Source organism: Allostella sp. (genome assembly GCF_041913585.1).
GTDB lineage: Bacteria > Pseudomonadota > Alphaproteobacteria > ATCC43930 > Allostellaceae > Allostella.
Genome location: NZ_JAYSFE010000099.1, coordinates 1 through 17985, shown reverse-complemented (window position 1 = coordinate 17985; position 17985 = coordinate 1). Strand labels below are relative to the sequence as shown.

Sequence of the window (17985 nt, the reverse complement as noted above, 5' to 3'; positions counted from 1 at the left end):
CATGGTCACGACCACCATGGGCACGACGACCATGGTCACGGCCACCGCCGGCACTACCACGACGAGGACATGCACAGCGTCTGCCTGCAGTCCGACCGGCCGCTCGACGAGCGCAAGTTCGACCAGTGGATCTCCAAGGTGCTGGCCGAGCAGGGGCAGAGCATCCTCCGGGCCAAGGGCATCATCGACCTCGCGGGCCGCGACCACCGGTTCGTCTTCCAGGCGGTGCACATGATCAAGGACGGCGCCTTCCAGCGCCCGTGGAAGGACGGCGAGCGGCGCTGGAGCCGGCTCGTCTTCATCGGCAAGGAGCTGGATGCCGCCGGGCTCGAGGCCGGGTTCGATGCCTGCCGCACCTGAGGCGGCCGGCGCCATTCGCCGCCGCGTCCGCCGCTGGAACCTGCCGGCGGCGGTGACCGCGGTCGCCGCGGCGGCCGACGGCCGCTCGGGCGCCTTCGCGCTCGGCGACGGCAGCCTGCGCCGCGTCGGCTTCGCCGAGGAGGCGGCGCTCGACGCCGTCGCCCTGCACGAGGGCGCGGTCCTGGCGCTGGCGGCGGTGCCGGGCGGCTTCGTCACCGGCGGCGACGACGGCCGCGTCGTGCTGGCGTCGCCCGAGGGCGAGCGCGTCCTGCACCAGGAGCCGCGACGCTGGGTCACCCACCTCGCGGTCCATGCCGGCAGCCGCACCATCGTCGCGGCGGCGGGCAAGGCGGCGATCGGGCTCGACCTCGCCGGCAACCCGCTCGGCCGCTGGGATGCGCATCCCTCGACGATCGCCGGGATCGCGCTCAATCCGACCGGCAAGCGGCTCGCGGTCGCCCACTACAACGGCGTCAGCCTGTGGTGGCTCGCCTCCCGGCAGCAGAGCCCGACGAAGCTCGTCTGGAAGGGCTCGCACATCGGCCTCTCCTGGTCGCCCAACGGCAAGTACCTGATGACGGCGATGCAGGAGAACGAACTGCACGGCTGGCGCGTCGCCGATTCGGCCGAGATGCGCATGGCCGGGCTGGCGGCGAAGGCGAAGTCGCTGGCGTGGTCGGCCGATTCGCGCTGGCTCGCCAACAGCGGCGCGGACGTCGTCACCTGCTGGGACTTCTCCGGCCGCGGCCCGATGGGCCGCCCGCCGGCCGAGATCTGCCCGGGCGAGGGCAGGCTGGTCACGGCGGTCGCGATCCATCCGAAAATGGCGATCGTCGCTGCCGGCTACGAGAACGGTGCCGTCCGCCTCGGCCGGCCCGGCCACGAGCGCACGACCGACCTCGAAGCGGCCGGCGCCGCGTCCGTCACGGCGCTCGCCTGGTCCCCCTCCGGCGACCAGCTCCTCGCCGGCACCGAGGACGGCGGCGCCGCGCTCTACGACTTCGCGGGCGGGTAGGCGAACGGGGCGTCGCCCCGTTCGCCGATGGGCAGGGTCAGCCGAGCGCCGGCCGGGCGCGGGCGGGGCCGGCGGCGGGGCGGAGCGCCGCGATGCCGTCGCCGAGCAGCGCCTGGACCAGCAGGGTCACGGTCCAGAAGACGGGGTACTCCCAGCCGCCGCCCTTGGCGCTGAAGAGCCAGCCGTTGGGCAGGTGCTGCAGCGTCGCGCCGATCATGATCGGGACGAGGGCGAGCGCCACCCAGCGGGTCCACAATCCCAGGATCAGCGCGGCGCCGCCCAGCGCCTCGGCGGCGATCACGACATGGGCGAGCCAGCCCGGATAGCCGATCGACTGGAAGAAGCCGACGGTCCCGGGGATGCCGAAGACGAAGACCTTGAGGCCCGCATGGGCGAGGAACATCACGCCGAGGCTGACGCGCAGCAGCGTCGCGGCATAGTCGGCGGAACGAGGGTCGGACATCGGTGCTCTCCCGGAAGGGGCGGCGATGCCGGCCCCGATTGCGATGCGGGAGAGGTATCGCAGGCCAGCTGTTTCGATAATCCGGTCCGCCGGCGACTTATTGGTTCTTCACGGTTGACGATCGCGGGACATAGGCGAGGGGCAGCGCGGTCGTGTACTTGATCTCCTCCATGGCGAAGCTCGAACTGACGTCGTAGAGGTCGATCGCCGCGATCAGGCGCTTGTAGACGCCGTCATAGGCGGCGATGTCGGGCACCACGACGCGCAGCAGATAGTCGATCTCGCCGGCCATCCGGTAGAACTCCACCACCTCCGGGATCGTCTCGACCGCCGCGGCGAAGCGCGCGAACCACTCGGCATTGTGCTGGTTGGTGCGCACCTGCACGAACACCGTCACCCCGACATTGAGGCTGTCGCGGTCGAGCAGCGCGACGCGGCGGCGGATGACGCCCGTTTCCTCCAGCGCGCGGATGCGCCGCCAGCAGGGGGTCGGGGACAGGCCGACGCGGTCGGCGATCTCGGCATTGGAGAGGCCGGCGTCCGCCTGCAGCAGGGCCAGGATCTTCAGATCGATCGCATCCATTGGAATATCGTTCGCACAAAGTCCCAATTTAGAGAAGGACATTCCAAGTCCGTCGAGCTTCGGGGCCGAAATTGCAAACCCATTTTCCGCGACGCCGGCTAGGCTCCGGAAAAATCGGCCTTCAGGGGGCTTCCGTCGATGTCGATCACCCGTTCCTTCACCGATCACCCGGCCGCGGTCGGCGAGACCTACGGCCAGCACATGGGCTTCGCCATGGGTGTCGGCGGCCGCATGGTGCTGGCCGGCCTCGCCTGCATGATGCACGGGATCTTCCCGTTCCTCTTCGAACGCACCGGCAGCCGCACCATCCTGGCGCTGCACGCCCGGGTCACGGCCGGCCAGCGGGCGGCCTTCACCGCGGCCGACGCGAAGGCGGTGCGACGGGCTGCCTGACGTCGGGCCGTCGGCGCGCCCTCAGGGCGCGAAGTCGCGCAGCACCCGGCCCGGCCGCCGGCCCCCGTCGATGACCCGGTTGTCGGCGACGATCCGGGTGCCGTTGACCCAGACGCCATGGACGCCGGTGCCGTCGGTGACGAGGCGCGGCGCGGCCGCCGGCAGGTCGCGGACCTTGCGCTTCGGCCCGCGCCCGACCGTCAGCGGGTCGACCAGCAGCAGGTCGGCCGCCAGGCCGGGGGCCAGCCGGCCGCGGTCGGCGATGCCGAAGAGCCGCGCCGGCTGCGAGGTCAGCCGGCGGACCGCCTCCTCGAAGCCGAGCGCGCCGCGGCCGCGCACCCAGTGGCCGAGCAGGTGCAGCCCGAAGCCGGCATCGCAAAAGAAGGTGAGGTGGGCGCCGGCGTCCGACAGCGAGATGTGGGTCTCGGGGTCGGTCAGGAGCGGGATCACGCCCTCCTCCTCGGCGTTGAGCAGAACGGCAGTGAACTCGGTGTCGAGATCCTCGGCGAGGCCGATGTCCAGCATGCAGTCGAGCGGGTCGACGCCGCGTTCGGCGGCGAGATCGGCCAGCGACCGGCCCTCCAGCCCGGCATTGGCGGGACGGGCCGCGTTGACGAGGTGCAGCCGCTCCCACTCGCTGTTGAACAGGCGGCGGCCGCGGAAATCGCGCAGTTCCGCCTTCACCGCGGCGCGGAACCCGGCGTCGGCATAGACCCGCTTCACGGCCTCGCCATGGGCTTCCATGGCCGGCTTCCAGGCCGTCAGCCCCTCGAACACGTAGGGGTTGTGAAGCGTGAAATCCATCGTCAGCGGGCAGCAGGAGACCTGGGCATGGACCGCATGGCCGCGTGCGCGCGCCGCCCGCGTCTCCGCCAGCGTCGTCGCCGCGGCGGTCGGGTTGGTGCCGTTGTAGAAGGTCGCGGCGACGATGACCGGCCGGCCGCTGGCGGCCGCCAGTTCCTCCAGGAAGGCGATCGAGGTGCGCTGCCCGCGGGTCAGCATGTAGACGCCGCGCCCGCCCTCGCCCATGGCCGCCACGAGGGCGCGGATCTCCGCCGCGTCGGCGAGGCGCGACGGCATCGGGATGCCGTTCTCGCCATTGTGCGTCTCGGCCGTCGAGGTGGCGAAGCCGACGGCGCCGGCCGCCATCGCGCCGCGCACCAGCCGGGCCATCTGCGCCACCTCCTCCGGCGTCGCCGCCCGCCGCGCCGCGTCGTCGCCCATGACGTAGGTGCGCACCGAGGAATGGCCGACGAAGGCGGCGACGTTGGGTCCGACGCCCTGGCGCTCCAGCATCGCGAGATATTCCGGGAACTGCTCGAAGTCCCAGCGGACGCCGGTGCGCAGCGCGTCCAGCGACATGCCCTCGACATGGGTCAGGTTGCGCATCGTGAGGTCGCGGTCGGCCGGGCGGCAGGGCGCGATGGTGAAGCCGCAATTGCCGATGACGACGGTGGTGACGCCGAGCGCCGGCGAGGGGTCGGCATAGGCGTCCCAGGTGAGCTGGGCGTCGTAGTGGGTGTGGCCGTCGATGATCCCCGGCATCAGCGTCAGCCCGTCGGCGTCGACCGTCTCCCGGGCGGGCCCCAGCGCCGGGCCGATGGCGGCGATGCGGCCGTCGGCGACGGCGAGGTCGGCCGTCTGGGCCGGGCGGCCGGTGCCGTCGACGATGCTGGCGGCGCGGAAGACCGTGTCGAACATGGGCGTCACTCCGGTTTCTTGTCGTTGCGGCCGGCCGCGAGCCAGGCGGCGGCCGCGAGATTGAGGGCGGCCAGCGTCAGGAAGGCGGCCGGGTAGGAGCCCGTCGCGGCGAGGATGGCCGTCACCAGGGGTGGGCCGAAGACGACGCCGCCGAAGGTCATGAACATGGCGCCGCCGGTCGCCTCGCCGGCGCGGCCGGGCGGTGCCAGTCGCGCCACCTCGGCGAGGTAGAGGCCGGTCCAGCCGATCGCGGTGGCGCCGAGCAGGGCGGCGATGCCGGCGAGCAGCCAGAAGGGCCAGGAGGCGTCGGCCTGCACCAGCACCGCCATGCTGAGGGCGGTGGCGACGCCGACCAGGATCACCAGCGTGCGGGTGCGCAGCACGGTCTCGGCCAGGGCCCCCCAGATGATGCGGCCGACGACCCCGCCCGCCTGGGCGATGGCGTAGGCGATGCCGGCGCGCGTCAGGTCGAGGCCGATCGCCTCGACGAAGAAGACGACGAGGAAGGCGCTGACCGAGAGCTGCATCGCCGAGAAGACGAAGGAGGCGAGCGCCAGCCGCCGCAGGCCGGCATGGGAGAAGATGAGGGCGAGCGGCCCGCGGATGCGGATGCGGGCGCGCGGGCCGTCGGGTCTCCGGTCGGCATCGAGCCAGCCGCGCAGCGGCTGCAAGGCCAGCGCGCAGACGATCCCGGCCGAGGCGAGTGCCAGGGCGGCTCCCTGCCAGTCGAGCAGCAGCACCAGGGGCGGCGCCAGCAGGCCGGCGAGCGCGCCGCCGATCGGCACGCCCGTCTGCTTGATCGAGAAGGCCATGGGCTGCAGCGGCGGCGGCGTCTGGCGGGCCAGGATGTGCGAACTGGCCGGGGTCGCCGGCCCGACGCCGCAGCCGATCGCCAGCGCGCTGACGATGGCGGCCAGCGGATGCCCGACGGCGAAGAGGACGAGGCCGAGCGACGCCATCGCGAGGGCCACCTGCTGGATGCGCAGGCCGCCGTAGCGGGCGAGAAGACCGCCGGCGATCGGGCTGGTGATGGTCGCGGCGGCATAGACGATGGCGGTGTAGGCGCCGACATTGCCGGGATCGATGCCGATCGTCTCGGCCGCCCGCGGGGCCAGGACCGGCACGCTGAGCCCGCTCATGGTGACGAGCGACTGGCCGACGACGGTCGCCAGCACCGGCACCCCGACGGCGACCGAGACGAGGGCGCGCATCGCCGGTCAGGTTCCGCCGCGGTGGGGTGGTCGGCTCTCCATGGCGATCAGGCGACGCCGCGGCGGCGCAGGTCGGCGATCTCCGCCGCGCCGTAGCCGAGTTCGGCCAGGATCGCGTCGGTGTCGGCGCCGAGCGCCGGCGCCGCCGCGAGCGGCGGCCGGGCGCCGTCGACCTTCACCGGACCGGCGATCGCCGGGAAGGCGCCGCCCCCGGTCGCCACCGGCTGGATCCGGTCGGTCGCGGCGACGAAGGGATTGTCCAGCGCCTGGGCGATGTCGTGGACCGGCGCGGCGGGGACCCGGCCGGCGAAGGCGGCCATCCATTCCGCGGTGGTCCTGGCCGACAGCGCCGCATCGAGCATCTCCTCGATCAGGGCGCGGTGGCGCAGCCGGTCGGGAAAGCGGCGGAAGCGGGCGTCCTCGGTCCATTCCGGCCGCCCGACGGCGCGGCAGAGCGCGCCCCAGAACTTCTCCTTGTTGCACATCAGGTAGATCCAGCCGTCGCCGGTGCGATAGAGCTGGCAGGGCACCAGCGCGGCATGGGCCGAGCGCCGCTCCCGTCCCTGGACATGGCCGTGGGTGAGCCGCCACTGGCCGATGTAGCTGAGGTGGAAGAGGGCGGTGTCGAAGAGGCTGACGTCGATCTCCGACCCCTGGCCGGTCGCCCGCGCCGCCATCACCGCCGAGACCAGGCCGAGTGCCGCCGAGAGTCCTGCCGCATAGTCGATCATCGGCAGGCCGAAGCGCGACGGCGCACCGTCCGGCTCCCCGGTCAGCGCGAAATGACCGGCCTCCGCCTGCATCAGGAAGTCGTAGCCGGGCCAGGCGGCGCGCTCCGGCTCGCGGCCGTATCCCGTCAGGTGGACGACGACGAGGCGCGGGTTGGCCGCGGCCAGCCGGTCGCGCGTCAGGCCGAGCCGGGCCGGCACGTCGCCGCGCAGGTTGTGGATGAGGGCGTCCGCCCGTGCCGCCAGCCGCTCCAGTACCCTCTGGCCCTCGGGCTGGGCGAGGTCGAGCGTCAGGCTGCGCTTGCCGAAGTTGAGGGCCTGGAAGAGGCCGCTTGCTGCCGTCGGGTCGAGCCCGTCGATGAAGTGCGGCCCGACGGAGCGGCTGACGTCGCCGCCCTCCTTCGGGTTCTCGATCTTCACCACCTCGGCGCCGAGATGGGCGAGATGGAGGGTACCGAAGGGAGCCGCCCCGTACTGCTCGACGGCGATCACCTTGAGGCCGGCGAGTGGCCGCGGGGCGGTGCCCATCGTCGGCCGCTCAGGCCGTCTTCCGGGTGGGGTCCGGCGTGGCCGGCGCGGCGGCGTCGAAGATGGCGGCGACGCTGCCCCGGTCCATGCCCGTGATCGCCTGGAAGAGGCGGGCCTCCTGGGCGGCGCCGATGACCGGCAGGACGAGGGCGGCGTATTTCGCGCGGAGCTCCTCCGCGGTCTGGAAGTTCTCGGGCTCGCCCTTCGGGATCGGCACGAAGACGCGGTCGCGCACGCCGTCCGTCGTCTCGACCTCGACCGCGGCCGAGAACTGGCGCGGATATTCGGCCTCGGCCGCGGCATCGTGGGCGACCTCGACCTTGGCGAGGATCGCGTTCGTCCGCGCATCGCCGATGTGGGCGGCGTAGTCGTCCCAGCCGAAGCGGCCCTCGCGCAGCGCCACGCCGACGCCGAAATGGCAGGAGAACTGGCCGTCGACGACGTTCTGCGGCGCCCGCTTCTGGTCCTGCGGCAGGCCGACGAGGCGCAGCGCCGTCTCCGACAGGCCGACGCGGACCGAACGGATGCGTTCCTCGACCAGGTTGTGGCGGGCGCGCAGCTGGATGACGCCGTCGACCGCCGCATGCATGGCGCGGCAGGCGGGGTAGGGCTTGACGGCGATCCCGGTCGTCTCCCAGTCCCGGCCCAGTCCGGCGACGGCGCGCTCGGGTGCCGGGTTGCGGGCATAGGCGTGGAAGAAGCCGTAGCGGCCCTCGAAGGCGGGGGCGGCGCCGCGATAGCCCTTGCTCGCGAAGACCGCGGCCATCAGCCCCGCCATGGCGGCATGGCCGACCTGGAAGCGCTTGGTCCAGGCGCCGTTGGCGAGGAACTGCAGCGATCCCGCCGCCTCCGAGAGCGCGATGCCGAAGGCGTCGGCGGTGCGTTCGGCATCGAGACCGAGGACGCGGGCGGCGGCGGCCGCCGCCGCGAAGGCGCCGCAGGTGGCGGTCGGGTGGAAGCCGAGGTCGTAGTGCTCGGACGGGATCAGCGCCCGGCTGATGCGGCAGATGACCTCGTAGCCGGCGACGATGCCGACCAGGGCGTCGGCCCCCGACTTGCCGGCCATCTCGGCCGCGGCCAGGGCCGCCGGGACCACCGGCGCGCTCGGATGCAGCGAGGCCGGCGCGTGGGTGTCGTCGAAGTCGAGGCTGTGGGCGAGCGCGCCGTTGACCAGGGCCGCGCCTGCGGGCGACCAGCCGTCGCGCTCGCCGAAGACGCGGGCCGTGCCGTGGTCGAGGCCGAGCGCGCGGGCCGCCTCCAGCATCGGCGGCGTCGAATCCGTGTCGTGGCGGGCACGGACGGCGATGCCGACCGTGTCGAGGACGAGGAGCTTGGCCCGCTCGCGGACCTCGGCCGGTATGGCGTCGTGGCGGAGGTCGGCGGCGAAGCGGGCGAGCGGCATCGTCACGTCGGTCGCGGCGGGGGTCATGGCGGGCGGGCTCCCTCTGGTGGCCGGGGCGCCCGTCCTGATGCCGCGGGCGCTTCCGGAAGGCGGGCGGTCGGGTCAGGCGGCGCGGGCGAACCCCTTCGGTGGTCCGGCCTTGGCGATCTGGCCATAGAGCGTCTCGTCGGGCAGGTGCTGGGCGACGATGCGGCGAACCTCGACGAGGCGGCCGAGGTCGATGCCGGTCGAAAGGCCCATGGATTCCAGGAGGAACACCAGGTCCTCGGTGACGATGTTGCCGCTGGCGCCGGGCGCGTAGGGGCAGCCGCCGAGCCCGGCGAGCGAGGCGTCGAAGAGGCGCACGCCGGCCTCGACCGCGGCATAGACGTTGGCGAGGCCGAGGCCGCGGGTGTCGTGGAAATGGGCCGCGATCGGCAGCCGGTGGCCGAAGGTCCGGCACGCCTCCTCGAAGAGGCGCCGGGTCTGGGCCGGGTTGGCGTAGCCGACGGTGTCGGCGATCGAGAGCTCGTCGGCGCCGGCCTCGACCACGACGTGGGCGAGTTCGATGACCCGGCCCGGATCGACCGGCCCGGCGATGGTGCAGCCGAGCGCCGTCGCCAGCGCGGCGCTGACCCGCACCGGACGGGGCTGGGCGCGGGCGAGCGCGACGACGGCGCGGAACTCGTCGACCGACTGCTGCACCGTGCGCTGCACGTTGCGCAGGTTGTGCGCCTCCGACACCGAGAGCACGAAATGCAGTTCCGGCATCCCGGTGGCGACGGCGCGCTGGGCGCCCTTCAGGTTGGGGACCAGGGCCGACGGCCGCAGGCCCGGCATCGCGACCGACGCCTCGGCCACCTCGACCGCGTCGGCGAACTGCGGGATGTTCTTCGGCGGAACGAAGGAACAGACTTCGATGTCCTTCACCCCGGCGTCGAGCTCCGCGCGGATCCAGGCGAGCTTGGCCGCGGTCGGGAAGAAGGTGGCGATCATCTGGAGCCCGTCGCGCAGCCCCACCTCGCGCACGGTTGCGGTCTCGGCCATCGGCTTCTCCTGGGAGGTCGGTCCTTACCGCCCGGTATATTGGGGCCGGCGCTTCTCGTTGAAGGCGCGGATGCCCTCCTGGCGGTCGGCGGTCGGCACCATGCGGTTGTAGGCCTCGATCTCGAAGGCGAAGCCGTTCTTGAGGTCGACCTGGGTCGCGACGTCCATCGCCCGCTTGGCCTGGCGCACCGAGACGGGGGCGTTGCGGGCGATGCGGCGGGCGGTCTCCATCGTTTCCTCGAAGAGGGTCCCGTCGTCGCAGACCTTGTTGAGGATGCCCCAGGCCAGCGCCTCCTCGGCGCCGAAGGCCGCACCCGTCAGGATGATCTCCTTGGCGCGGCGCACGCCGACCGCGCGCGGCAGGTTCTGGGTGCCGCCGGCACCCGGCATGATGCCGAGCGTGACCTCGGTCAGCGCGAACCGGGCCGAGCGCGCGCCGTAGGCGAAGTCGCAGGCGAGCGTGAACTCGCAGCCGCCGCCATAGGCGGCGCCGTTGATGGCGCCGATGATGGGAACCGGGCAATCCATCATCCGGTAGACCGCCTGCTCGAAGATGGCGTGCTGCTTCTGCCACGCCTCGTCGGTCATGCCGTTGCGCTCCTTGAGGTCGCCGCCGGCGCAGAAGGCCTTGGTTCCGGACCCGGTGAGGACGACGCAGCGCAGGTCGCGATGGTCGAGGACGAGCGCCAGCCAGAGGTCGAGCAGGTCGCGGCCCATCTGGGTATTGAGCGCGTTGGCCGCCTGCGGCCGGTTCAGCGTCACCTTCAGGATGTGCGGCTCGACGGTCTCGACGAGCAGGGTCTCGTACTGGGGCATGCGGGGTCAGCCCTTCTTCGCCGGCAGGACGGCGTCGGTGTCGGCGCCCAGTTCCGGGGCGGCGTTGCGCAGCGGCGGGCGCTGCCCGTCGAACGACATCGGCAGGCCGAAGATGTCCATCCGGCCGTCGGGCGTCTTCTGCAGCATCCCGAGCGCCGCGGTCTGCGGGTGGACCACGACCTCGTCGATGGTCTGGGTCGGCGTCGTCGGGATGCCGGCCGCCTCCAGGACCGCCTGCCACTCCGCCCGCGGCTTCGTCGCCAGGATCGCCTCGATCATGGCGTTGAGCGCCGGCAGGTTGGCGACCCGGCTCGGGTTGTCGACGAAGCGCGGATCGCCCGCCCATTCGGGATGGCCCAGCGCCGCCGACAGCTTGCGGAAGAGGCCGTCGTTGGGCGCGGCGACCATGAGATAGCCGTCCGCGCAGCGGTAGGCCTGGTAGGGGGCGATGCCGCGCGTCGCCGACCCATTGCGCTTGCCGGGCACGCCGGTCGCGAGGAAGTCGGCGGCGTGGTAGGTCATCCAGGCGAGCGCGGTCTCGTAGAGCGAGGTGTCGATGCGGGCGCCGCGGCCGTCCTTCTGGCGGCCGAGCAGCGCCGCGACGATGCCGAGTGCGCACCACATGCCGGTGCCCATGTCGATGAGCGAGGTGCCGACCCGGACCGGCGGACGGCCTTCCTCGCCGGTCATCATCATCAGGCCGCCGAAGGCCTGCATCAGCGGGTCGTAGCCGGGCTTGGACCGGAGCGGGCCGGTGGCGCCGAAGGCGCCGATATTGCAGTAGACGAGCGACGGCTTCGCCGCCTGCAGGGTGGCGGCGTCAAGCCCGTACTTCTCGACCTGGCCCGGCCGCATGTTCTGCAGCACCGCATCGCCGGTTTCGACGATCAGCGCCTTCAGCCGGGCGAGTGCCTCCGCGTCCTTGAGGTCGACGACGACCGAGCGCTTGTTGACGTTGAAGACCTGGAAGATCGAGGAGGCGCCGTGCCAGAAGGGCGGCCCCCAGTGGCGCGCATCGTCACCCTCCGGGCGCTCGACCTTGACGAGTTCGGCGCCGAGCGAGGCCAGGATCAGCCCGGCATAGGGGGCGGCGACGCTGGTCCCGATCTCGAAGACGCGGATGCCGGCGAGCGGCAGCGGTGGCGATGCGGCCTGGTCCTGCGGCACGGGTGGGGCGCTTCCTCTCGTTTCGTGGTTCGGGGAACGGTAGGCGGGCGCCGCCGGAAGCGTCAATGCGCGATCGCCGGATCGGCGCCGGATGCACCCGGTATGCCGATCCCAGAACTGGCACGGTTGACAAGCAGGGGTCGGCTGCGATCTCCTCCTCGGCACAAGCAAAGAACGACACGAATCGTTCGCACAGGGAGGAGTAGGCCGATGAACTGCGCCATTCGCATGGCGGCGGTATTTGCCGGTATTGTCCTTGCCGGATCCGCCGTCGCGGACGAGAAGTTCCGCATCTCGATCGAGACGGCCCCCAACCATTTCCGCAACATGACGGTGGACCGCTTCGCCGCCGACATGGCCAAGCGGGTGCCGGGACTGAAGATCGAAATCTACCATTCCGCGCAGCTCCACCCCGATCGCGACGTCCCCAAGGCCCTGCGCCAGGGCACGATCGAGATGGGCATGCCCGGCACCTGGCAGATCGACAAGGTCGAGCCGAATGCCGCCCTGATCGACCTGCCGGCGTTCTTCGGGCTCGCCGAGGACATGGCCTACGACGTCATCGACGGGCCGGCCGGCCAGAAGCTCAACGCGATGTTCGAGCGCAAGCTGCGCGTCAAGATCCTCGGGCCCTGGCTGCCGCTGGGCTTCGGCAACACCTACACGACCAGCCGCGAACTGCGTTCGCTGGCGGACCTGAAGGGCATGAAGGTCCGCATTCCCGGCGGCGCGATCAATGCCGAGCGCTACAAGTTCCTCGGCGCCAACCCGGTGCTGGTTCCCTGGCCGGACGTCCCGCTCGCCCTCTCCCAGGGCACGGTCGAGGGCGTCTATACGACCTTCGAATCCGTCCGCAGCGCGCAGTTGTGGGATTCCGGCCTGAAGCACGCCTTCGTCGAGCGCGCGGCCCTGCTGCCCTATGTCCCGATGGTCAACCTCGCCTTCTGGGACAAGCAGAAGCCCGAGGTGCAGCAGCATCTCCTCGCCGCCTGGAAGGACGCGGTCGCCTGGGGGCGGGAGGACGGCCGCAAGCGCCAGGTCGATGCCATGAAGCTCGCCCAGAGCAAGGGCATCTCCGTGGTCCAGGCCGACCAGGCCGAGCTCGACCGCGTCCGCCGGGCGATGCTGTCGATCCAGCCCGACCTCGTGAAGAAGATGAACATGGACCAGGGCCTCGTCGACGAGGTCATGGGCGAACTGAAGAAGGCGGGGGCGGTCTGACGGCGGCCGGGCCGCGGGCCCGGGGGGCGGACCCGCGATGCTCGGGCTCTGGCGCGTCGTCGAGCGGTGGCTCGTCAGCCTGTGCGGGCTGGCGGGCCTCCTGCTCGCCGTCTACCAGATGGGCAGCCGGTACCTGCAGCCGGCATGGTTCGTGGACTGGGCCGAGGAGACGGTCGTCTACCTCGTCATCTGGGCGATCTGGATCGCCTCCAGCACGCTCGTGGAGGAGAACCGCCACGTCCGCGCCGACCTCGTGATCCGGCTCCTGCCGCCCGCGGCCCAGTACTGGATCGAGATCGCCAACACCCTCGTCGGACTCGCCTTCTGCGGCCTCGTCGCCTGGATCGGCATCGACATCGTGACGCTGGCGATCGAGCTCGACGAGCGCAGCACGAGCTCGCTGCGGATGCCGATGTGGCTCTATTTCGCCTGCGTCCCGGTCGGCACCGGGCTGATGGCGCTGCGCTATGTGCAGCGCCTCGCCGGCCTCCTCCGCGGCCGGCGCGACGTCGATTTCGGCGGTGCCAGCCATGCCCATTGACGGCCCCGGCTGATCGCGTCCGATGTCGCCGCTGCTGGCGCTGCTGCTGTTCTTCGTCTTCCTCGCGATGGGGATGCCGATCTACGTCGTGCTCGGGTTCCTCGCGACCCTGCTCTACGTCGTCGACGGCAAGCTGCTGGTCGGGATTCCGCAGCTCATGGCGGACCATCTCAACTCGGCGACGCTGATCTCGATCCCGTTCTTCGTCATGGCCGCCACCTTCATGCAGCGCGGCGGCATCGCCCAGGCGCTGGTCGATTTCGCCTTCGCCTTCGTCGGCCGGGTCCAGGGCGGCCTCGCCGTGGTCTGCGTGCTCGCGACCACCGTCTTCGCGGCGATCAGCGGCTCCTCCGTCGCGACCGCGCTCGCCATGGGCACGCTGCTGGTTCCGGCGATGGTCGAGAAGCGCTACCGCCGCGACTTCGCGCTCGGCGTCGTCGGCGCCTCGGGCACGCTCGGCATCCTCATCCCGCCCAGCCTCGCCATGATCGTCTACGCGATCGTCGCCGAGGAATCGGTGCCCAAGCTCTTCCTCGCGGGCGTCGTCCCCGGGCTCCTCCAGGCGGCCCTCTTCGTCGGCTGGATCGTCTTCTACTGCCGCCGCGAAGGCTACCCGCGCGAGGCCGGCCTGACCGCGCAGGAGATGGTCCGGGTGACGGTCCGGGCGCTGCCGGCGCTGGCGGTCCCGGTCATCGTGCTCGGCGGCATCTATGGCGGCCTCGTCACGGTCGCCGAGGCGGCGGCCCTCTCCGCCTTCGTCGCCATCCTGGTCTCGGTCCTGGCCTATGGCGGCTGCAGCTGGCGGGACGTGCCGGGGATCGCCGCGGAATCGCTGAAGCAGGCGGCGGTGCTGATCGTCATCATCGCCTCGGCGCTGGTCCTCGGCCACTGGCTCACGGCGTCGGGCTATACGCGATCGGTCGTGGAATGGGTGCGGGCGCTGGGGCTGGAGGGCTGGCAGTTCCTCCTCGTCGTCAACCTGATCCTCTTCGTGCTCGGCATGTTCCTCGAGGTCATCTCGGTCATGTTGATCACCCTGCCGCTGCTGCTGCCGATCGTCGACCAGCTCGGCATCGACAAGGTGCATTTCGCCATCATCGTCACCGTCAACATGGAGATCGCGCTGCTGACGCCGCCGGTCGGGATGAACCTCTACGTCCTCGCCAGCATCTCGCGCGCACCCTTCGGGGAGATCGTCCGCGGCATAACGCCCTTCGTGTGGCTGATGCTGGGCCTGCTCCTGGTCGTCACCTATGTTCCGGTGCTGTCGCTGTGGCTGCCGCGGCTGGTCTTCGGGTAAGCCCCACGGCACCGGAGCATTCCCACCGCCGGAGCCTTCCATGTCCGTCGTGCTGAGCGCCATCGACGATCGCGGCATCGCCACCGTCACCCTCAACCGGCCGCAGGTCCACAACGCCTATGACGGCGCCGTCGTCGACGGCCTGCTCGACGGGCTGGAACGGCTGGCGGCGGACGCGCGGGTGCGGGTGCTGCTGCTGCGCGGCAACGGCCGCCACTTCCAGGCTGGCGCCGACCTCGCCTGGCTGCGTCAGGTCGCCGGGATGACGCCGGAAGGGAACCGCGATTTCTCGGTCCGCACGACGCGCGCGATGCGCGCCCTCCAGCTCTTTCCCCGGCCGACCATCGCCCTCGTCCATGGCGCCTGCTTCGGCGGCGGGGTCGGGCTCGCCGCTTCCTGCGACGTGGTCATCGCCAGCGAGGAGGCGCGCTTCGCGCTGACCGAGGTCAAGTTCGGCGTCGTCGCGGCGCCGATCATCCCCCAGCTCCTGAAGGCGATGGGGTTGCCGCAGCTCCGCCGCTGGGGCCTGACCGGCGAGGCGTTCGACGCGCGCCGGGCCGAACGCATGGGCCTCGTCCACGAGGTCTGCCCGACGGGCGGCCTCGACGCGGCCGCCGCCCCGATCGTCGACGCCATCCTGCGCGCCGGGCCCGAGGCGGTGGCGGCGACGAAGCGGCTGACGCTCGAGGTGGCGGGGCAGACGATCCCGGACGCCCTGGTCGAGCAGCTGGTCGACGTCGCCGCGCGGCACCGCGCCTCGCCCGAGGCGGCCGAGGGCCTCGCCAGCTTCCTCGAGAAGCGCAACCCCGCCTGGTACGCCGCCGGCTGACGCCTCAGTCCGGGCGCCGTCGGCGCGCCAGGAAGGCCGCCATCGCCCGCTGCGGGTCGCCCGCCGCGTAGGCCTCCTGCTGGGCGGCGACGCCGGCGCGGTAGGCGGCGTCGAAGCCCGGCTGGGTCAGCTCGCGCAGGCGCCGCTTGGTCAGGCGGTAGGCGGTGCGGGGCATCCGGGCGAGGCGCTCCGCCTCGTCGATGGCGACCGGCAGGACGTCCGGCTGCGGCACCAGCCGGGTCAGCAGGCCGAGCGCATGGGCGCGCTCGCCCGAGATCAGCTCCCCCGACAGGGACAGTTCGGCGTTGATGCCGGCACCGACATACTGGGAGAGGAACCAGGTGCCGACGACGCTCGCCAGCCCGGCGCGCACCTCCGGCTGTCCGAACAGCATCCCCGGGTAGCCGATCCGGACATCGGCGGCGAGGCCGATCTGCATGCCGGCGCCGGCGGCGAGCCCGTTGAAGGCGACCACCGTCGGCTTGTCGACGTCGCGGACCGACTGGTAGAGGTCGCGCATGTCGGTGAGCCAGCCGGCGACCGCCCGGGGCGTGGCGAGACCGGCCGCCTCGTCGATGTCCTGCCCGGCGCAGAAGGCCCGCTCGCCGGTGCCGGTGACGACGACGGCCTCGACCCGCCCATCGTGCTGGGCCGCGTCCATCGCGGCGATGAAGGCGCGCCGCAGGTGGCCGTTGACCGCGTTGAGGGCGGCCGGCCGGTTCAGGCGGACGACGCGGATCGGGCCCCGGTCCTCGACCACGATCGGATTGTCCGCCATCGGATTGTCCACGGGGGCCCCCAGCCAAGTTCCCGATTGGCCGGCGAAGCTAGCGGCAGAGCCGACTTGCCGCAATCGCCTCGCATCTGCGGCGGAGCATCACGCCGTCATCTCGCCGAACGGACGGTCGGGGTCGGCCGGTCGGCCCTTCACCATGCGCAGGGGCGTGTAGACGATCACCGTCTCGCCACGCTGGTTGCGGATCTCGTTGCGGGTGCGGACGAGGCCGCGGGCGCCCTTGGCCGCCGGCCGCGCCTCGGTCACCTCGCATTCGACATGGATGGTGTCGCCGGCGAAGGTCGGCGCCTTGACGTCGAAATCCATGTGCAGGAAGGCCATGCCGGTGCCCTGCACGACGGACTGCATCAGCAGTCCCTCCGCCAGCGCGTAGACGAGCGCGCCCGGCGCCAGCCGGCCCGGGATCGCCGAGACCCGGTTGGCGTACTCGACATTGGTGAACAGCACCTCGGTCATGCCGGTGCAGTTGACGAAATTGACGATGTCGGTCTCCGTCACCGTCCGCCCGATGGTGCGGAAGCGGTCGCCGACGGCATAGTCCTCGAACCACAGGCCGAGCCCGACGGTGCGCATGGCGGTCCTCCTCAGGCGGCCGGTTCGAACTGCTTGGCGGTGATCTGCCAGCGCCCGTCGACGAGCGCAAAGACGAGGTAGTCGACGAAGACGGCGGCCCCCATGCGCACCCGGACCTTGGCGACGGCGGAGCGGTCCGAGGCGAAGTCGATGGCGAGCACCGCCTCCTCGCGCGACGCGCCCGACGCCTTGGCCGAGGCGCGGCCGGCGGTGATCTCCCGATAGCGGGCGATTGGCCAGCAGACCGGCTGGCCGTCGCGCCAGCCATGGAGCTGGGCGGTCGGATGGAAGATCCGGTCGAAGCGGTCGAGATCGCCGTCGTACATGGTGTCGAGATAGGCCTGGATGGCGGCCTCGAGCGTGCTCAGGCGGGACATGGGTCCTCCGGCGGGGGCGGGGCGGGGGTGGCGAAGGTCGCGAGGAAGCGGGCGCGACCGGCCGGCGTGAACCGGACGACGCGCGTGTCCGGCAGCCGCCGCGCCCAGCCGAGCTGGAAGACACGGCTCAGCATGGCGGCGCCGAGCGCGCCGGCGAGGTGGCTGCGCCGCACGCTCCAGTCGAGGCAACTCCGGCAGAGCGGCCGGCGCGACCCGGCCAGTTCGGCGACGTCGATCCCGAATCCGGCGAGGAAGGCCGCCCCCGCCGGAGTGAGCGTCAGCGCCTCGTCGCGGCGCAGGATGGCGCCGCGGGCGACCAGTCCGTCGAGCAGCGCCACGCCGAGATCGCCGGCCAGATGGTCGTAGCAGACGCGCGCCTCGCGCAGGGCGGGCTCGGCCGGTCCGGGCCGGGTGCGGCGATGGCCGGTGCGCTGGGCCAGGCCCATCAGCCCCTCCAGCACCCGCGCCACATCGGGGCCCGAGAGCGCGTAGTAGGCATGGCGGCCCTGCCGCCGGACGGTGACGAGGCCGCCGGCGGCAAGGCGGGCCAGATGCGAGCTCGCCGTCTGCGCCGTCACGCCGCCTTCCCGCGCCAGTTCGCCCGCGGTCAGCGCGGTGCCGCCGATCAGCGCCGTCAGCATGTTGGCGCGCGCCGGGTCGCCGAGCAGGGCGGCGACGGTGGCGATGTCGGGGCCAGCCTTCATGCTTCGACCTTAGTCGAAGCATTCCCGCGGCACCAGCCCCTATCGTCCGGCCATCGCCGACCACCGCCCCGGAGGAGGCCATCCATGGCCGTCACCTGCTGCATCCGCTACGTCATCGATCCGTTCCAGCGCGCGGCCTTCGCCGAGTACGCGCGCAACTGGCACGCCGTCATCCCGGCCTGCGGCGGTGACCTCCTCGGCTATTTCCTGCCGCACGAGGGCACCAACAACGTCGCGCTGGCGCTGATCGG

21 protein-coding genes are annotated in these 17985 nt (G+C 72.1%); 8 read left to right on the top strand and 13 right to left on the bottom strand.

Translation table 11 applies throughout. From position 1 onward, the window contains the following. The coding region (locus ACE3Q3_RS17470; protein ID WP_374448254.1) for a GTP-binding protein at nt 1-360 on the top strand (360 nt) is incomplete at its 5' end. Beyond that, nucleotides 344-1375: a WD40 repeat domain-containing protein gene (locus ACE3Q3_RS17465; RefSeq protein ID WP_374448252.1), complete on the top strand. Its 1032-nt coding sequence runs from the start codon at nt 344-346 to the stop codon at nt 1373-1375. The genes ACE3Q3_RS17470 and ACE3Q3_RS17465, both read left to right, overlap by 17 nt. A 37-nt stretch (nt 1376-1412) precedes the next feature. Here ACE3Q3_RS17465 and ACE3Q3_RS17460 read toward each other — a convergent pair whose 3' ends face one another. After that, entirely contained in the window at nt 1413-1838 is a 426-nt protein-coding gene (locus ACE3Q3_RS17460) for a DoxX family protein (protein WP_374448250.1), read from the bottom strand. A 97-nt stretch (nt 1839-1935) separates the two neighbouring features. Beyond that, nucleotides 1936-2421 (bottom strand): Lrp/AsnC family transcriptional regulator, encoded by a 486-nt coding sequence (locus tag ACE3Q3_RS17455; protein WP_374448248.1) that lies wholly within the window; start codon nt 2419-2421, stop codon nt 1936-1938. 138 nt (nt 2422-2559) lie between these two features. On the opposite strand from ACE3Q3_RS17455, the gene ACE3Q3_RS17450 reads away from it, so the two are divergent. After that, a complete protein-coding gene (locus ACE3Q3_RS17450) occupies nt 2560-2814 on the top strand; it encodes a DUF6356 family protein (protein WP_374448246.1) in 255 nt (84 codons plus the stop codon). Nucleotides 2815-2835: 21 nt separating this feature from the next. Here the strand turns inward: ACE3Q3_RS17450 and ACE3Q3_RS17445 are convergent, their stop codons facing one another. The 7 genes from ACE3Q3_RS17445 to ACE3Q3_RS17415 form a co-directional block, all read right to left on the bottom strand. Then, the gene (locus ACE3Q3_RS17445; RefSeq protein ID WP_374448245.1) at nt 2836-4515 is read right to left on the bottom strand and encodes an amidohydrolase family protein; all 1680 of its coding nucleotides are present in this window, start codon (nt 4513-4515) and stop codon (nt 2836-2838) included. A gap of 5 nt (nt 4516-4520) precedes the next feature. After that, complete coding sequence (locus ACE3Q3_RS17440; RefSeq protein ID WP_374448243.1) at nt 4521-5726, bottom strand: MFS transporter; 1206 nt, start codon at nt 5724-5726, stop codon at nt 4521-4523. A gap of 47 nt (nt 5727-5773) precedes the next feature. Further along, the gene (locus ACE3Q3_RS17435; RefSeq protein ID WP_374448242.1) at nt 5774-6982 is read right to left on the bottom strand and encodes a CaiB/BaiF CoA transferase family protein; all 1209 of its coding nucleotides are present in this window, start codon (nt 6980-6982) and stop codon (nt 5774-5776) included. A 10-nt stretch (nt 6983-6992) separates the two neighbouring features. After that, the gene (locus ACE3Q3_RS17430; protein ID WP_374448240.1) at nt 6993-8411 is read right to left on the bottom strand and encodes an MmgE/PrpD family protein; all 1419 of its coding nucleotides are present in this window, start codon (nt 8409-8411) and stop codon (nt 6993-6995) included. Nucleotides 8412-8486: 75 nt separating this feature from the next. Further along, complete coding sequence (locus tag ACE3Q3_RS17425; protein ID WP_374448238.1) at nt 8487-9410, bottom strand: hydroxymethylglutaryl-CoA lyase; 924 nt, start codon at nt 9408-9410, stop codon at nt 8487-8489. Between the two features lie 24 nt (nt 9411-9434). Further along, nucleotides 9435-10226, bottom strand: coding sequence for an enoyl-CoA hydratase-related protein (locus ACE3Q3_RS17420; RefSeq protein WP_374448237.1), 792 nt, complete (start codon nt 10224-10226; stop codon nt 9435-9437). 6 nt (nt 10227-10232) lie between these two features. Further along, a complete protein-coding gene (locus ACE3Q3_RS17415) occupies nt 10233-11393 on the bottom strand; it encodes a CaiB/BaiF CoA transferase family protein (protein ID WP_374448236.1) in 1161 nt (386 codons plus the stop codon). Between the two features lie 210 nt (nt 11394-11603). Here ACE3Q3_RS17415 and dctP point away from each other — a divergent pair, with 210 nt between their 5' ends. Genes dctP through ACE3Q3_RS17395 form a run of 4 tightly spaced genes read left to right on the top strand, consistent with a single transcriptional unit; the run spans nt 11604 to nt 15284 of the window. Beyond that, on the top strand, nt 11604-12614 hold the full coding sequence (gene dctP, locus ACE3Q3_RS17410) for a TRAP transporter substrate-binding protein DctP (protein WP_374448235.1): 1011 nt from the start codon (nt 11604-11606) through the stop codon (nt 12612-12614). 37 nt (nt 12615-12651) lie between these two features. Next, nucleotides 12652-13155 (top strand): TRAP transporter small permease, encoded by a 504-nt coding sequence (locus tag ACE3Q3_RS17405; RefSeq protein WP_374448234.1) that lies wholly within the window; start codon nt 12652-12654, stop codon nt 13153-13155. Nucleotides 13156-13177: 22 nt separating this feature from the next. Continuing rightward, a complete protein-coding gene (locus ACE3Q3_RS17400; protein WP_374448233.1) occupies nt 13178-14455 on the top strand; it encodes a TRAP transporter large permease in 1278 nt (425 codons plus the stop codon). 40 nt (nt 14456-14495) lie between these two features. After that, nucleotides 14496-15284 carry an enoyl-CoA hydratase-related protein gene (locus ACE3Q3_RS17395; protein ID WP_374448231.1) on the top strand — a complete coding sequence of 263 codons (789 nt, stop codon included), beginning with the start codon at nt 14496-14498 and terminating at the stop codon, nt 15282-15284. 4 nt (nt 15285-15288) lie between these two features. Here the strand turns inward: ACE3Q3_RS17395 and ACE3Q3_RS17390 are convergent, their stop codons facing one another. From ACE3Q3_RS17390 to ACE3Q3_RS17375, 4 genes are all read right to left on the bottom strand, one after another. Then, nucleotides 15289-16062 (bottom strand): enoyl-CoA hydratase/isomerase family protein, encoded by a 774-nt coding sequence (locus ACE3Q3_RS17390; protein WP_374448230.1) that lies wholly within the window; start codon nt 16060-16062, stop codon nt 15289-15291. A gap of 99 nt (nt 16063-16161) precedes the next feature. Next, a complete protein-coding gene (locus ACE3Q3_RS17385; protein WP_374448228.1) occupies nt 16162-16653 on the bottom strand; it encodes a MaoC family dehydratase in 492 nt (163 codons plus the stop codon). Nucleotides 16654-16664: 11 nt separating this feature from the next. Then, nucleotides 16665-17030 carry a nuclear transport factor 2 family protein gene (locus ACE3Q3_RS17380; protein WP_374448227.1) on the bottom strand — a complete coding sequence of 122 codons (366 nt, stop codon included), beginning with the start codon at nt 17028-17030 and terminating at the stop codon, nt 16665-16667. Continuing rightward, on the bottom strand, nt 17018-17734 hold the full coding sequence (locus ACE3Q3_RS17375) for an ArsR/SmtB family transcription factor (RefSeq protein WP_374448226.1): 717 nt from the start codon (nt 17732-17734) through the stop codon (nt 17018-17020). The genes ACE3Q3_RS17380 and ACE3Q3_RS17375 overlap by 13 nt, the downstream gene beginning before the upstream one ends. Before the next feature lie 84 nt (nt 17735-17818). Here ACE3Q3_RS17375 and ACE3Q3_RS17370 point away from each other — a divergent pair. Beyond that, nucleotides 17819-17985: NIPSNAP family protein (locus ACE3Q3_RS17370; RefSeq protein ID WP_374448255.1), on the top strand; the 167-nt coding region annotated here is incomplete at its 3' end.